A 16810-nucleotide genomic window follows, 5' to 3' on the forward strand; every position below is an offset into this window, starting at 1 on the left:
TGCGGTGCGCGGGTCGGTGCGGTGCGCGGGTCGGTCGCGGGCACCGGGAAGGCCGCGGCGCTCTGCGCGGTGGTCAGGCCGCCGACCGCGCGCAGGGTCAGCGCGCGGGCGGGCGTCAGGCGGGCAGGGCCAGCAGGAGCAGGGGCTGCGTCGTGGGCTGGGCGGATCCCCCGGCGGGTTCGAGGGTGAGCCCTACGGCGGTGGCGTCGGCGGGGTCGCCGGCGAGGGGGACGGTGCCGTCGGCGCGGATGAATCCGGCCGGTCGCATGGTGCCGTCCTGGTCGAGCCAGAGCTGGTAGGTGCTTCCCTCGGCCGGGACGGGCAGACCCGCTGCCGTGAAGACGGCCTTGTTCTGCCGGTCGGAGCTGACGACCGTGGTGAGCGCGCCGTTGGTGGCCAGGCCGTGCACGGTGCGGGCGTCCGGCGCGGCCAGCACGGCGCTGACGGCGTCGAGCTGCCGGGCGGTCTGCCGGGCCTGCTGCCGGGCGTCCTGGCTCTCCTGGTACTGCCAGGCGGCGAGGCCGGCGAAGGACACGGCGGCGGCCAGGCTGGCGGCCAGGGCGAGGGGGACGGCCTTGCGCCTCAGGGCGCGGGCGGAGCGCCGGGCCGGGCCGGCCGCGGGGGCCTGTGCCGGGTCGGTCGCGGGGAGCCGGGGCGGGAGCTGCCGCACGGCGTCGATGGCGTTCATGGTCCGCTGCTTGAGGGCGGGGGGCGGGTCCTGGGCGGTCGCCGCGGCCAGGCGGGCGGCGGTCGCCTCGAACTCGGCCACGTCCCTGCGGCAGTCCTCGCAGTACGGGAGGTGCGCGGCGAAGTCGTCGCGCTCGGCGGGGTCGAGGGCGTCGAGGGCGTAGGCGGCGGCGAGGGCGTGGAGGTCGGAGCGGTGCTGGTTCATGTGGTCACCCCCATGCAGTCGCGGAGCCGGATGAGTCCGTCGCGCATGCGTGTCTTGATGGTGGGAAGCGGCGTGTGCAGGGTCTCGGCGACTTCACGGTAGGTGAGTCCCCCGTAATAGGCGAGTGTGACCGCCTGGCGCTGGAGTTCGGTCAGGCCGCGCAGACAGCGCCGTACCTGCTCGGACTCCAGGCGGGTCTCGACCTGCTCGGCGACCTCGTCGAAGGCGGTGGTGTGCTCGCGGGCCGCCTGCGCGTGTTCGCGGTCGGTGGCGGCCTGGGCGGAGCGGACCCGGTCCACGGCCCGGCGGTGGGCGATCGTCGCCGCCCACGCGGTGACGGACCCGGCGGCGGGCTGGTAGCGGGCGGCCTGCCGCCACAGGTCGATCATGACCTCCTGGGTGACCTCCTCGGACTGGGCGCGATCGCGCACGACTCTGATCACGATGCCGAACACCGTCGGGGCGAGGGCGTCGTAGAGGGTGGCGAACGCCTGCTGGTCGCCCTGGGCGACCTTCCGCATCACCTCGTCGAGGGCATGGCGCGGGGGCGGGCCGGGGGCGTCGAGGGGAACGGGGCGGTTCACCGGGCGGGCTCCGTGCATGGGGACCAGACGCAGCCGTCCGGGACGGCCGGCCGGGGGCGGGGTGTCCATCGCATGCGGGTCCTTGGTCGGGGGCGGGGCCGGCCCGGGGACGTGGGCCGGTCGCAGGGCCGGAAGGCTGCCTGCACAGACCCTTCGTAGCGGACGGGCGTGCGGATGGGAGACGTTTCCGCCGTCGCCTCCGGCCTGCGCTCACTCGTACGAGTGAAAGGATGGCGGGCCGCCCGTCCGGAGGCCCGGTGACCCCGAACGGCACGGGAAGGAGCCGCTCCTGGCTCCTCCGCCGGCCCGCGCAGGACACGGGCGGAGCGCCCGGGCGGCGCGCGCCGCACGCAGAGCCGTGGTCCTGGGCGGGCCGCGTGCTCCCCGCGTGGCCCGGGCGCCGCTTCCGTAGCTTCCGCACCTCTCCGCCCCCTCGCACGGCACCAGACACCAGACACCCGGCATCCGGCATCCGGCACCCGGCACCCGGCACCCGACACCCGACATCCCGGACTCGGGCTTCAGGCACGGCCCCTGCCGTGCCATCCGGCGGCGCGTCCGGACCGAATAGGCGTCGAGAGACAAGCCCGGGACGAAGGAGGTCTTCGACATGGTCACTCTGGTGCTGATCGGGCTGCTGGGCGGTCTGATCACCGCGGTGTCGCCCTGCATCCTCCCCGTCCTGCCCGTCGTCTTCCTGGCGGGCGGCCCCGGCACGGACGCCCCGGCACGCCGCGAGCACGCCGCCGTCGGTGCCCCCGGCGGGCCGGCCCACGACTCCGTGCCCGCCGGCGCGCCGCCCCCGGCCCGTCCGCCACGGAACCTCCGCCCCTACGCCGTCGTCGCCGGACTGGTGCTGAGCTTCGGCTTCTTCACCCTCCTCGGCGTGACGATCATCTCCGCACTGGGCCTCCCCCAGGACCTCCTGCGCTACCTGGGGCTCTCCCTCCTCGTCCTGATCGGCCTCGGACTCGTCTTCCCGCCCGTCGAACGGCTCCTGGAGAGGCCGTTCGCCCGCATCCCGCAGCGGCAGGTCAACAAGGAGGGCAGCGCCTTCGTCCTCGGCCTCGGGCTCGGCCTGCTCTACGTCCCCTGCGCCGGGCCGGTCCTCGCCGCGATCACCGTCGCCGGGGCGCGCGGCGAGATCGACGCCGACATCGTCGTGCTCACCGTGGCCTTCGCCGTCGGCACCGCGATCCCGCTCCTCGCCTTCGCCCTCGCCGGACGGCGCGTCGCCGAACGGGTCGCCGCCTTCCGCTCCCGGGCGCGCAGGCTCCGCGTGGTCTCCGGCATCCTCATGATCGCGCTCGCCTTCGCCCTCGCCTTCGACGTCACCACCGCCCTCCAGCGCGCCCTCCCGGACTACACGCGTGCGGCACAACGGCGGGTGGAGGACAGCGACACCGCCCGGCAGAAGCTCTCCGGCCTCTACGACTCCTCCAACAAGGACCTCTCCCGCTGCGAGGACGGCGTCGACGAACTCCGCTCCTGCGGCCAGGCACCCCCGCTCGCCTCCCTCTCCGCCTGGCTCAACACACCGGGCGGCCGGCCCGTCGACCTCGCGTCCCTGCGCGGCCGGGTCGTCCTGATCGACTTCTGGACGTACTCCTGCATCAACTGCCGGCGCAGCATTCCGCACGTCGAGGACTGGGACCGCGCCTACCGCGACAAGGGCCTGACCGTCATCGGCGTCCACTCCCCCGAGTTCGCCTTCGAGAAGGACGCCGGCAACGTCGCCGACCAGACCCGGAAGCTCGGCATCACCTACCCGGTCGCCCTCGACAACAGGCTCGACACCTGGGACAACTACCGCAACCGCTTCTGGCCCGCCAAGTACCTGATCGACGCGAACGGCACCGTCCGGTACTTCACCTTCGGCGAAGGCCGCTACGCCCGGACCGAGAACCTCATCCGCGAGCTGCTGCGCCAGGCCGACCCCACCACCGTGCTCCCGCCGCCGACCGACCGGTCCGACGACCGGCTCACGGCGGACCGCACCCCCGAGACCTACCTCAGCACCCTCCGGCTGCACGGCTACACCGGGACTCCCGCGCTCGCCGAGGACCGGCCGGTCACGTACTCCTTCCCCACCGCAGGCGTCCCCCTCGGCGGGGTCGCCCTGGCCGGCACCTGGACCACGGGATACGAGCACTTCACCGCGGGCCCCGACGCCCGCCTCGCCCTCACCTACCGGGCCGGGAACGCCAACCTCGTCCTCGCGGGCGAGGGCACGGTGACCGTCTTCGTCGACGGCGTACGGACCCGGACCGTCGAAGTCCACGGCACACCCACCCTGTACCGGCTCACCGAGCACGACACCGCCCGCGAGGCCCGCCTCGAACTCCGCCTCACCCCCGGCCTGCAGGCCTTCGTCTTCACCTTCGGCTGACACGGAGCCCCTCGTACGAAGAGCGCACACGAGAAGGGCGGTGCGCCACCGGTACGGCCGGCGGCGCACCGCCCTTCGGCGGCCCCGGGACTACTTGGGCATGAGGACCGTGTCGACGATGTAGACGGTGGCGTTGGCGGTGGGCACGTTGCCGCAGACGACCTTGGAGGAGTCGTTCACGGTGTACTCCTGGCCGGAGCCCTTGGTGGTGATCGTGCCCTTCTCCAGGGTCACGAACGTGCCGTTCTCCAACTGCTTCGGCGTGAGCTTTTCCCCGACGACGTGATAGGTGAGGATCTTGGTGAGGGTGGCCTTGTCGGCCAGGACCTTGTCGAGGTCGGCCTTGGGGATCTTGGCGAAGGCCTCGTTCGTCGGCGCGAAGACGGTGATGTTCTGGGCGTTGTTCAGGGTGTCGACCAGGCCCGCCTGCTTGACCGCGGCGACGAGGGTGGACAGGGCCGGGTTGTTGGAGGCGGCGGTGGCCACGGGGTCCTTGGCCATGCCCTCGAACGAGCCGGCCCCGTCCTTCGGCACACCGGCGCAGGCCGGTCCGAACGGGCCGTCGGACGCCATCGGGTCGGAGGACGTCTGCGCCGCGGGCGGCGCGGCCTGCGCGGTGTTCTCGGCGGACGACGTGTCCTTCCCGGAGTCGGAGCAGGCGGCGAGGGCGAACGGCAGGGCGGCCGCGGCGGCCACGGCCACCGCGGAACGACGGAAGCGCAGGGTGTTCATGGGGTGCTCTCCAGAGGTGAGGCAGGCGTACGGAGACCGCGGAGAGCATCCGGCGGCGACCAGCTCGCGGCAGGCGGGGCTCCCGGGTGCCGCGGGGTCGTCACGTCGGTGCTCATGTCCGGCATTCGGAGCGGAACCCCGGGCGGATGGGTGCGATCCGCCACCACGTGCCGGAACCGCGAACCGGGAACCGAGACCCGAGACCCGGGACCCGAGCCCCGGGACCCGGGAGTGGCCCGTCGCCGCCGCCCCGCGTCTCGCCGGCGGCCAACCGGCGCGGGTGCGTCGCGGCCCTCGAGCGTCCGCGCGCCGTCCACGGAGGGGGCACGGCCGAAGCCGCCCCGTGGCCGGGCGGCTTCGGATTCGTCACCACACCCCCACGGAACGAGGGCATGGCCGGGCAGAGCGCGGCTCGGCTCAGGACCACAGGGTCCAGCGCTGGTTGACCGCACCGTTGCACGGGTACTGGCGCACCTGCTCCCCCCCGGTGCCGCTCCAGGTCGCCTCCAGGCACTTGCCGCTGTGCACGGCACGCAGCTGGACGGCTCCGCCCGAGACGGCTTCCAGGCGCCACCGCTGGTTGGTGTCCCCGTCGCACTGCCACTGGATGAGTCCGGCGCCGTCGGCCCGGCTGGCGTCGTACACGTCGAGGCACTTGCCGCTGTGCCGCGCGACGATCGCGTAGCTGCCGTCGCCGTTCCGCACGAAGTCGAATGCCCCGCCCGCGGTGCGAGGCCGGGGCTCACGTCGAGGAGCATGGTCGGCGTGGTGTCCCGAGCGCATGGGGCGTGTGTCCCGAACCGCTGGGACGGGGCGGCGCTGGGGGGCCTGGTCGTCGCCGTGAGGGAGGACTTCGCGGCTCCTCCGGGCCCCGGATGTGCTTGACCGGAGGGCCAGGAGTGCCCGGGTCGGTCGATCACGGACGCGCCGGACCCGTCCCCCGGCCGGGCGGCCTTCCGGCGTTCACGGCGTGGCGCGGCGCTGCCGGGAGCAGGATGAGTGTGGTGCCGAGCCGGCGCCTTACCCCTGCCACAAACCCCCATAGGCGCGCCGAGGTGAATTCCCGATGGTGACGGACGCGGTACGGCAACCCCCTGCACGAGTGCACCCTGGAGACGGCCGGGCACCTGCGACCGGGCCGTCGAGGCGCTGCTCCACTTTCAGCCCGGAGGTCGAACGGGCCGTCGGTGACTGCCGTCGACAGCGCGCCCGCCTCGCCGCTCGCGCAGTCCTTCGCCGCGTACTTGGGGGTGCTCTGGGTTTTTCCGGTAACGTGAACACAGTTTTCTCTTTTTGTTTTCTTGTGACGGGCCGCTGGACTTCGCGGCACGCGCGGCGGTGTTGTGCGCGATGGCACTAGTACCTGGCCCGGGTATCCGGACCTTTGTAGGCACGTAAGACCGGCCGCTAACGCCGGGCCTGCCCTGCGCGGAGCCGGGCTGCACGTCACGCAGGGCCGCGCCTTGCTCGCGCAGACCTGCGGCAGGCCTCGGGCTGCTGGAGGAGCTGTCCGCCTGTGCGTACCGCGAGGGAACTCGCGCTCAGCCCTTGCCGTCGCGCACCAGCTGGACTTCTTCCAGCACGCGCGACGCCGTACGCCTGCGAGCGACCGGATCGCGAGCCCTGTCCGCTCTGGACCCCGCGACCCGACACACCAGCTGGTGCTGGCATGCTAGCGCGTTCGGGCTTGAGGACGTCGGGTCACTACAGCGCAGGCCGAGGAGGCGGGCTCGCCGCGCGTCGAACACGACCCTCGGCGAACGAAAAGCGTCGCTGGGCGATCCAGCGCACACCCGAGTGAGTCCTCACAGTACGAGACCTGCAGGGACGCAGGTCGAAGCATCGCTACCTCGACGCACGGCGCGGCCGACTGGGCGCGGACAACATACTCTCGACGTCGCACACATAGTGGCACTCACTGCTACGCCGACTAGAGACGGGGCCGGGACACCGCACGCGCCAGCCCTAAATGGCGCGTCTACGACGCCGATACTCGGCCTGAGTCACCCGCGACTACGACAGGACTCGACAACAGCCGCGTGTATACGGCCCGCGATAGGACATCATGCTGGACGCCCTAAAACCATGCGCGCAGGCTGAGTGGGCGGATACACAATCAGAGTAACTTGGCGATAATGCATGAGGCACCGACGACCGAAGGCACAGCTTGGAAGCACCATACAGGCAGACGCCCTCCTCGTGGGCACGGACGCGGGCTCGCCACCCGCCGGACCTTACGCCTTCAAAACGACGTACCCACACACGCGACACAGGATATGGCGCTTCGAAGCCGGGATCCCCGACGTCGGACCCTGCCTAGACGCGCCGGCCGCGAAGACGGACTCATCGCGGACACGGTCGGAGGGCTGACCCGCGCAGACGCCGGCACGGACCGACCCGACACCGTCGGTCAAACAACCACAGGCATGACAGGGCCGAAATCGGGGACCACCGCCATGCGAGGCGTTCGCTCGCGACAATACGCACCGGGGCGACCACGCCAGACGACAGTCGTGGGACATGCGTGGACGCCTGCGCCGCAGGCTGCACGAGTTCTTGGGGGGCAGCCACGCCCAGCGCGACGACACACAAAGAGCACTCTTGCCTCGACTCCAGACCATCACGGAAATATCCACACATAAACCCATTTTTCTTTTTTTTTTTTTGTTTTTTCCTTTGTGGGGTTGCCCCCGGCCCCAAAAAACCATACACGGAAAGGCCAGTCGCAAGGACCCTCCACCCCCATTGCAGGAGCGTAAGCCGCAACGACAAGCAACCCCATAGAGCACCATAGCATTGCACTACATTCGGAAGCACTCTCCCTCCCCCTCCCCCACTATGACCAACTAGTTAGCAGAATTGCGAAGCACAGGGGATCACACAGCAGCCATAGAACAACGCAAGACATAAAGTCGCCCCCTTAAGCTTTATTTTTAAAATATCGGCAACACTCTCAACAGTCTAAGCACGCGTTACGATAATTGAATCAGCCCCCTAGAGAACCCAAAGGGGCCCGGGCAAACGAAACATACATGCATAAATAACACCGTCCCGAAACATCTATGTGGTAAATAGCCACCCAAATCCGACCCCGCCCTTAGCGACCAAACGGGACACGCCCCAATACTGAACCACAATTAGTAAGCCGCACGCCATCCCAGTCCCCCCCTCCCCTCCACCCGTGAGAGCGCTGCTAGCCTGAGTGCCCACCGGACCCCAGTAACAATACACCTACCGGCAGACACCAAGACATATTCTAGCCTACACCTCTGATACCGCATTAGGCTCCGAAAACGTCAGGCATAAAGCACACTCAAACTACTAAGAGCTAGAGAAAAAGAAGGCCAAGTCCGGGCTAACAAAAACCAAGTTTCCACATGACGATCCGCCAACAGGCCCATGTGGCAAACCATCGAGGTGCCACACGGCAACGTATCAAGAGCATTACGCACACGGGCCTGTCCGAACGGCAAACCAATGAAGGCCTTAATTTAGACTACAAAGAAGCACTAATCGGCTCACGCCAACACACAACAAATTAGCACTGGAGGCAGCATAAAAGAGGCACAGATACCCAAGCCGAAAGACTGCATAGATCAACAAGCACAATCAGTAGGCCACGACACCACCCGCGCCCACAGCAACTGAAGCGCATCAGGCGCCAGCGGCCAGGCACCCATAACGTTCCACACACATCACAGTCAGCACGCATACAACATACCGCACACGCCGAGCTCTGACATTCAATGCATAACAACCAATGGCTCCCTCTGCCACCCAATTGACCCTGAATAACCAAGCGAACCCCATTGAGACGCCAACCAGCAGACCGTCCCCCCCCCCCTTCCCCCCCCCCCTCGTTATCTCTAGACCAGACCAGCTATAAAACCAGTAGCCCACGTTAAGGCTTTCTAGCAAGCTACCCAGGGACCACGGATTCGACCACGGCGTTTGGGATTGCAGCAGCGCCTTACAGGGTCGACCGCAACAGCCTCACTAGAGTTGCCGCACCACAGTCCATCCCAGTCGCCTAACCGCGTAACTAAAAGCTCATGTAAGCCCCCAGCAAACGTGAAATAGACAGCTTGTAAAAAGAATCCACGCGTCCCATACGCTTAGGCGGTCGACGCATATTCATCTTGCTCTAGTGCAGGACTATACAGAGGCAAGAACAGCCAGACATGGAGCAACCTCGAGATGACCGCCCCGCGCGATACCGGAAAACCTAGGGGACGCCTTCCTTTCAAACCTCCAGGTGCAGCCGATCGTTTTTTTTTTCAACTGGTGTCCGTCTCCGTGACAACTCGGGAGCCACCGACAAGCAGAAAACACTCACTCCGCAAACACGTCCGGACCATGCGCACTAGCACCCGGCCCTCCTAACGTAAAGCACCAGTGATATCCGAATCGCCTTACGACTCCACAAAAGACGTCTACGGTTGCTTAACTATTTCGCCTCGGCGCCTGGAGCGGGCCGTCTGGTCCGTCGGGTTCCGACGGGGCACCATCAACCGTCCGTAACAGCGCCCCCATAACCCGGCCCATCGGTGCCTCAAGCCTAGACCCCGGCCCTTACGTAGCGCTCCGACCGCACAACATACTGCTCCCCCGACTTCACTCGTACGCGACAGTTAAGCCATATTTTACCACCATTGCACCAAAGAATCCTCCTCAGCGCTTCGGGTCGCCCCCCCTCTCCTCGGATTCCACACGATCCACGTCCCCCGGACGAAGTACACCTCACAATCCGAGACCCATAAAGGCCTACAATGACATTACCAAGCATGTCGTCATCTTGACCAGGACGCCAGTAATCGCCCTTTAAACGCCCTCGGAAACCGTCTACATGACGCCACGCCTCGACATGGCCCCCACACGGTCCCCCAGGGGACTTAACCGCTTCCCGCCCGCGGACCCCGGATCGCCCCATATTCGCGACCAGGAAGCACAAGAAGGACTACGTATTAGCCACTACGCCCCCTCTTCTGGCAAACTTACCGCCGCTGGCACGACGCACAAACGGGAGACCGCCTGCCCAATGAACCCGTCCGAAGGACTCAATCCGATGTTCAACCGCCACAAGTTGAGAATAATAGACCTTCTACGCGGCCGTACGCCCGGCCGTACTGCCTCCCTTCTAGCAGAAACGCCGTCCTCATAAATACACCTCCTTAAGAACACCGAGCAAATGCCCATGCCGCGCCCTCACGTAGCACGTAACAGCAGGCCCTTGCGCCAGATGAAACAAAGAGATCAATTCCCAAAGCCAATTAGAGTACATGAGTGTCGTATAATCGTACCTATTAAGACACAGTATGGGCAAGACGCTCTAAACGCTACAAACAGGTCCCAGGATGTGTAGAACCGCACAGCACAACATCCCGCCCGCCGAGGCGACACTTTGAGACGGGCATAGCCCTACGCCCACTGCAGCCCCCCAGTCGACCCCCACTCGCATGCGGGGAAACTTGTTCCGCGGCACCTCCACTTACTCTTGGATATGGATCATTCGCTGCGCACACGAAGTAACCAAAGTAAAACCGCCCCCGTAGCCAAAGAGCCATGCTGCACAGATGATGCCGCCCAGCAGCACGAAATGCAAGCCTCGTACCCTATAAGGCCCCTAGCCCGCAACTTTCGGCTGAGAGAGGCCCTCGGGACCGTCAGAAACGCCCCTGCGCTAGCCGATAGAGCAGGCAGACGAGGTATCCCCACTTACCGCCCATACAAAGTAGACCGGTCAATGAAGCAGATCGGTACGTGACGTGAAACCGGCCCCCCCAGGATGCGCCACAGATAGAAGCCTAATCAACCCGGAGGAACCCTCTCCATCCCCCCCCAAGAGCACACTCCGGACCACGGCGTACTACCTTATCCCAGCCGGAGCCGAATACAGCTGTCCGAAGGCCGCCGCACCGTGCGCCTTTTTCTTCACACTCCCTTTACAGCGAGGACCTAGGGATCACCATTCATAGCGACCCAGGACGTGGACCTACGCCGAGCAACCAGCTCGACCCGACGGCGACCCGCACAACGTTGGCCGCCACGTTTAATTGGCCCTATTGGAAGGTACGCGACCGACCCCCATTCCAGCCCGGCGCACGCATATCACAGCCCGGCCTTCACAAACATATGCGCGCGCCGCCAAGCGTGCTTCCAGGTATGTGCAAGTCCTAAACATAGTGGCCATTTAAGCTGCTACTGTGTCCTCCATCATCCGACATCGTCAAACATGCGAAGGCGATACACTGCCTAACGCAGAACCCGCCGCCACTGTCTATCTGGAAGGAATAAGCCAGGTAGCAACCACCACTAGATAGCACGCAGTAAGACGTATATTCATCGTAAGACCTTATGCGGGTAATGCAACAGGGAACGCGGAAGGCTCAACACAAGACCGGCACACGGGAATACAAAGGCGCCGAAATAAGGAGCCAAACTAGCGCGACACCCTTACGTCGAGTTTGCGTAAGCAGCGGCACTCCCAATTACGCTCTAGTCCTGCCGCCTGATTCCACGCAGCATAAATCCTGCAGAGGCCGGGCATAGTCCGCAGTGCGTCCAGCCCGCAACCGTCACGCGAATATTGATCGTCCTAACAAGTAATTCAGACATGACAGGAAAATAGCACCGCAGGCCAAACAGGCCGATTCACACGCGCACCAAGCGAGCATGGCGCCAGAGCACTCAAGGCCTGGACCCGGACCAGACCCCACCACCCAAGGCGCTTATCCATGTCCAGATTAAAAAAGGATTGTACGCCAACACCGACAATGAAGACCCACAGACGAGAAGACCACGAGGAAAAGCCAAGATCGAAGAGAAGACCCGAGCAAACCTGTACTGACCAAACCGCAATACGGGCGAGAGCGGTCGGCGAATCGTGGTACATCCGAGCGCAAATCACGCATCCTGAGAGCCACAGGTCAAAAGGCCCATGAAGAAATCCAGCCCACTACAGGCACGCCCGATCCGAGCACCTCTACGCAATTCGGGCAGGCCTGACCCTCCCGCCCCCCCCACAAGTGGCCGCCCCCCAGTCTTGAGCAATTAATCGCCGCCCGCAGACGAGTTCTGGAAGCCTAATTTCTGGTTGGAGAATCAGAGTGCGGAGCATACCCACATCATCAGGAGAGTCCAAAGTATAGCACCGCTTCAGAGAGCGTCGTGATGCGATCCCTCGACCCACTGCCGAAACCGCCCCCGCCTGAGCAATTCGTAGTTCGCGCGGCTGATGGCACCCCGCCCCCCGGGGTTCTCTATGTCGGACACTCGATACGAACGACGACAAACGTCCGGATAAGCACATCCAATCATAGCATATAGGCGTCCATGTAAGGTGCCCCGTGGGCGCTCAACAAAACAACGTACAACGCTCCCACAGATCGCAGCACACTGCGCAACGAGCGCACGCGCCCCACCCATCTCGCGACTCCGGTCATTAGCACCCTGTGGTGGCAGCACGCGAAGCACTTCGCTGCTACTACGGCAATTGTGAGGCCTGACGACCATGTGACCAGTAGATCTGCCCAAAGAGCTAAGCCAAGGTATCTCCGTGGGCCTATCAACGGCAAAGAGCACCAGAGGGAAGCCTTATAGACGTGAGTTGTACGATCCGTATTTAGACTCGCCCATTATTGACCCTCAAGACCCGTCACCGTCTGTCCCGAAGAAACTTTTCCTTCGGGCACCTCATATGACGCCGAAGTCTCGACACGGTGACATTACCCGAAGCCATCTGCTAGCACCGGCCTAGGGGTGATTCGATGACGCGACTTGCTAGGACAGGCCCCCCCCACACGGTCAAGTTTGGTCCGGGGTCGGCTACCGGGGGGTGTCCAGGGCCCTCCAAATGGCCCGCGCTGGCGGGCCCACTAACTGGCCCATCCGCAGCCGCCCGTGTGCGACCATAGGTGTAGCGACAGACGTGCGCGCGACCGCTATCATCAGCGGCGGAAGCAGGCGGCAGGGCACCGCGGCCCAGCTCGCACCTCGCATAATCGCCTTTTTTTGACGCGGAAATGATGAGACAAGGGCACAAAGCGAAGCAAATTCTTTCGAATGTACACAACGTGATGACTAGGTTCTAGTCTCCCTCGCATGGCGCCGCGCCGTTGCTTCCACCACGTAAGCTCCGGGCCCACACGACAGAGTATTGCCAACTTCAGAGCGACAGCCACGACCTAGTCGAGCCCGCTCTCCGCATCACGCCCTTGGTTCCGTTCCTAGTGAGCCACACTGTTATCAGACCCCCACTAATTGTCGCCGCTAGCGAGCCTCAGCTACACGCTGATACAACAATACGTAATATAAAGAGAGCGTATAAACGCTAGCGGGTGTTACAACTAGACAACTACAGAATACGGTCCCGAACGAGGGAGTACGCACGAATTCCTTTTCAACTTACGTTCTTCTCTCCCCCCCCAGGACGGCTGCGAAATACCACAATAGACGCGCTGCAGAACCGCGCGATGGACAGCTGGAGCTCAGTACAAGAGCCCAAAACGTGATTTCAATGTATAGTACAAGCCTGAAAAACTATTAACAACGTGGCTTCTCGAGCCATACATAGTCCGTTTCAGAGACGCGACCCCTCCCTTTTTAACTGCTCTATTACTCTTCTCTTGTGAGGCGTACGGGCAGGCAGTACATGAAAAGGAAACCGCAGACGCCAGCGACAGCCAAGACAGATAATTTTGGATTAAGTAGTGCGAAAGACTCCGCCCAGCAGAGAGTGTTGGGACAGTCTGCGACACACTGTAGGAACAGGGCAGTGACCGCCACAGCCAAGTCCCCTGTGCGCTTACTTTCCAGTCCTTCGATTGGGCTTCCCACCATGCATCGATCGCTCACGAGCCGCACAAGGTGAAGCGTTGCTTTGAAGCGCCGGCGGGTATGTTCCACGCCTCCGCCGCTGACGCTGGGGAACGACCCCAGCGGCCAGACGTGAAGGCACTATCGCACGGTTGTAATAGACCGGGGCCACTACGCGCACGCCGGGGCACGTGTCCTTAACGCGGCCGCAAGCGGCCGATTAGCCATTCAACACCGACGAACGGGGGATCCACGAGACCGTGTTCCACCACATTGGATCGGAAGGCGAACCAAGCCTCAGTCCGTGGAAGCCGAACTATGGCAAAGCACCCGGCTAGCACAGAACGAGCGTCGGACGTGCGAGGCGCTGAGAGACCGTCGACGTAGAAGCCAGGTTCCGCCGACCACAGTCAGATACTGCGCCACGCCCACCGTCACCTGCCCCGAGGACAAGTGATGTCCGGCCGGCCGCCCCGAGGACGGGATTCAGCCGCTTGCCCAAGTAATCCTCAACTCTGTGGGACGTGCCCCGCTTCTAGCGCCACCACGGCTGTGGAGCCGCCTCCCCCCGCCGGAAGCACGACATCCGCCCACGAGCACGCCAAGAATAGAGATCACTCGAGCAAGTCAGGAGTGGAGGAATAACGAGGCCGCCGAGGCACCAAGACCAGCATTGGCGAAGTACAGACGGCTGTGAGTTAAGCCGCTTTCCCGAGGGGAACGACCACCACCACCCGAGTGTAGTCACCCGGAGAACGTTCGCGTTTTAGGAGCACAGCGCCCGCCACCTGTTGTCCCGCGAGGTCCAACGAGAGCGACCGATCCAGCCAAGACGGTAACGGGTCGAACGAGAGGCTCCAACGCCGGGAGTATCCAGGCCAACCATAGCCTGCGCCGCACATTTTACAACGCGGCGTCGGCCCGAGACCCTGGTGCGTGGTTGGGACTAGAGACCCGGATCTAGGGGGTGGCGGTGCGCCGGGTCTGCACTGTCGCTGTGCGTCGAGCACCAGGGTAAGCAAAGCTCCTCGGGGCGACCCGACGCTCCTCCTTAGAGCTGCTCCTCCACGGATAGGGGTCGAGGGCGTAACTGTCAATGCGACCCGGGCATGCAAGGACCGAGCCGGAGATGAGGAACAAGTCGTGTGAGATTACCCCGACAGCCCACGCACGGGCGTGGTAACGGCAGCTCCGCGGGGGTGTCGCCAGGTGGTCGAACGTGCACCTCGACGACGTCAACCACCATCCGCATGCAGGTATAGTGCAGTATTGTCGAACGTGAATGTGATCGTCTCACTCACAGGCGCAGCCAAGCCACCTGTCGGTCCTGCACGGGTCGCTCGGAGCAAGGACACACGCCGGCTCGCCGCGGCTACACGATAAGCCGTGAGTTGAAGGAGCCGACCAGACAATGACCCGGTGCTGCGAGCACCCGGACCACACCGATTACACCTCGTCACGAGCCCCCGGGTCGCGCAGGGCGCAGCGTCCGGCGGTGACGAGGCCGCGGGGCAGCAGGCCGAGCCGTCCGCACTGCGGTCACGGGCGAGCCCGCGCCTTCGCGCGATCGTGACGTCGGTGCTTACGGTGCGTGGCACGGACAGGGACAGCAGCCGAGCAGGTGCCGCAGGCCGCCACACAGAGAAGCTTCATGGACAGAGACGCCCAGCAGCGGACCGGGCTGTGCGTCAGGGTAAGAACACGGTGACGAAGGATCTGTCCACGGCGCTAGGGAGGGTCCAGGGTGCGTGTGGTCATGGCCCACTCATGAGGAGAGAGACGGGCCCTTTACAGTGGTGCGGCGGGTCAGGCGACGTTGCCTGAGCAACTGGGTCGGTTTAGGGGCGACGCCGAGGATCATCAGGGGCGGCTGACGGCCCGGAACAGCACGGCGCCAAGTACCAGGGGCCCTGGATAGATGGAATGGTGCCTGCTAGGGCTCGATCGCGACCGCGCGCCCGAAGTGCACGAATGAGGAGGGAGCATGGACCCTACTGGGGACACGCCTCACGCCGCTGGCCGCGAGGCCGGCTCCTCGGAAGTCGGGAGCGGCCCCCCGCGCTGCCCGCAACGGCGCCCCCGAGCAGCCAGCGCCGTACGCCTGCGCCCACCACCCCCCCCATACGACCCGCCACCAGCACCGGGTCTCACCCTCTTCCTGCTCGCGCGCCCGACCGCCCCACACTGCCTTTGGTGCACGCCAGGACGAACGGCCCCCCCCAGAACGGACGAGCGAGTACGCGAGGGCGTCTGGCCCGCTCTTGGTAACAGCGGATCGCCCGTCGTGCGCAGGCACGCTACGGCAGGACGGCGCACCGCCAGGGCAATCAGGAAGACCCTCGGTGGGAGGCCGTAGAGAGAAGGCAGTACAGGTCGAGATACGAGGACCGTGACAAGGAGGCCGTGGACGGTCAAGGAGGGGTCTCACGGTCGCGAGGGCAGCAGGATAGACCACCGGCGCCCGCTGAGGGAATAGTAGACGGCCCGAGTCATCCCAACGGGCGGTAGAGTCACGATCCAGGCTCGTCATTGGCGCAGTGGGACCCCGAGGGGGGCCCGCCGAGTGGCGCTAAAGGCGTGAGGACCAGGTGGGAGAGGCTCGTCTGCCACGGACGGGCGAAGCGACGGGGCGTGGAAGGTGCGGGGACTTTTGTACCAGCCCCCAAGCGCGGACAGGGTCTTATGGACGCTCTGCGCGCCCCTCGGCTGGGGGCATGGAGAAGGTACACGAAGACCGTTCGCCGACGGTGGACAGGCTGAGGAACCACGCGCAGAGCGGCGCCCCAACAGAAGACTCCGTACACGGGCGCCTCCGCGCAAGCGCCCGCTAGGCGTCCACACGGCGCCGCGGGGGCCCCGGTGGACGCGGACAGGTGAGCGGCCTTAGGGTGGGAGCTGCGGGCTGGTGGTCCTGCTCGGGCCGTAGGTAAGGACCGCCCGTCGAGGAGGTGAACCAGCCCGGCACGCCGGCGGATTTCAGACACAGCGCAGCCGGCCTGGCCGCCACGCAGACCACAAGCTGTGGTTGAGCACGAACGACCGCCTCGAACGGGACACCTGGGCACGCCCCTGCCGGCCCCGTCCGGCCGTGAGCACGGCTGAGGGACCGCCCAGAGGGGGAGCGAAGGCGCCGAGGTGTCATCACCCCGTCCGTCGCACCCCCGACAGGCCAGGCGCACCAGCGGTACACCTGATGTCAACGCGTGTTCGGGTGCGAGGTCGAACGGGAATCTAAGAGGGTGATGGCCCCCGGTTGGACATCCCAGTCGCGGGGCGCAGGTCCCCCCCAGGGCCCGCAAGGGTAGGTTCACGGCCGTGGGTATTCTGCCTGCGACCGGGGCGCACCGGAGCACCATTGCCGCCCGCGTCGGGCATGGTCCCAGGTGGCACCATGGACTG

Annotated in this window: 5 protein-coding genes; 1 reads left to right on the forward strand and 4 read right to left on the reverse strand. The window is 65.3% G+C overall.

The features are described from left to right. Positions 1-115: 115 nt before the first annotated feature. Entirely contained in the window at positions 116-892 is a 777-nt protein-coding gene (locus tag ABD981_RS03180) for an anti-sigma factor (protein WP_046909738.1), read from the reverse strand. Beyond that, positions 889-1476: an ECF RNA polymerase sigma factor SigK gene (gene sigK / locus ABD981_RS03185; RefSeq protein WP_382747975.1), complete on the reverse strand. Its 588-nt coding sequence runs from the start codon at positions 1474-1476 to the stop codon at positions 889-891. The genes ABD981_RS03180 and sigK overlap by 4 nt, the downstream gene beginning before the upstream one ends. 610 nt (positions 1477-2086) lie before the next feature. Here sigK and ABD981_RS03190 point away from each other — a divergent pair. After that, positions 2087-3865, forward strand: a complete 1779-nt coding sequence (locus ABD981_RS03190) for a cytochrome c biogenesis protein DipZ (protein WP_046909737.1) — start codon at positions 2087-2089, stop codon at positions 3863-3865. 90 nt (positions 3866-3955) lie between these two features. On the opposite strand, the gene ABD981_RS03195 is transcribed toward ABD981_RS03190, so the two are convergent. Both ABD981_RS03195 and ABD981_RS03200 read right to left on the reverse strand, forming a co-directional pair. Then, a complete protein-coding gene (locus ABD981_RS03195; RefSeq protein ID WP_046909736.1) occupies positions 3956-4597 on the reverse strand; it encodes a fasciclin domain-containing protein in 642 nt (213 codons plus the stop codon). Between the two features lie 417 nt (positions 4598-5014). After that, a complete protein-coding gene (locus tag ABD981_RS03200; protein ID WP_165590982.1) occupies positions 5015-5302 on the reverse strand; it encodes an RICIN domain-containing protein in 288 nt (95 codons plus the stop codon). Positions 5303-16810: the final 11508 nt, after the last annotated feature.

The organism is Streptomyces showdoensis (genome assembly GCF_039535475.1).
Lineage (GTDB): Bacteria > Actinomycetota > Actinomycetes > Streptomycetales > Streptomycetaceae > Streptomyces > Streptomyces showdoensis.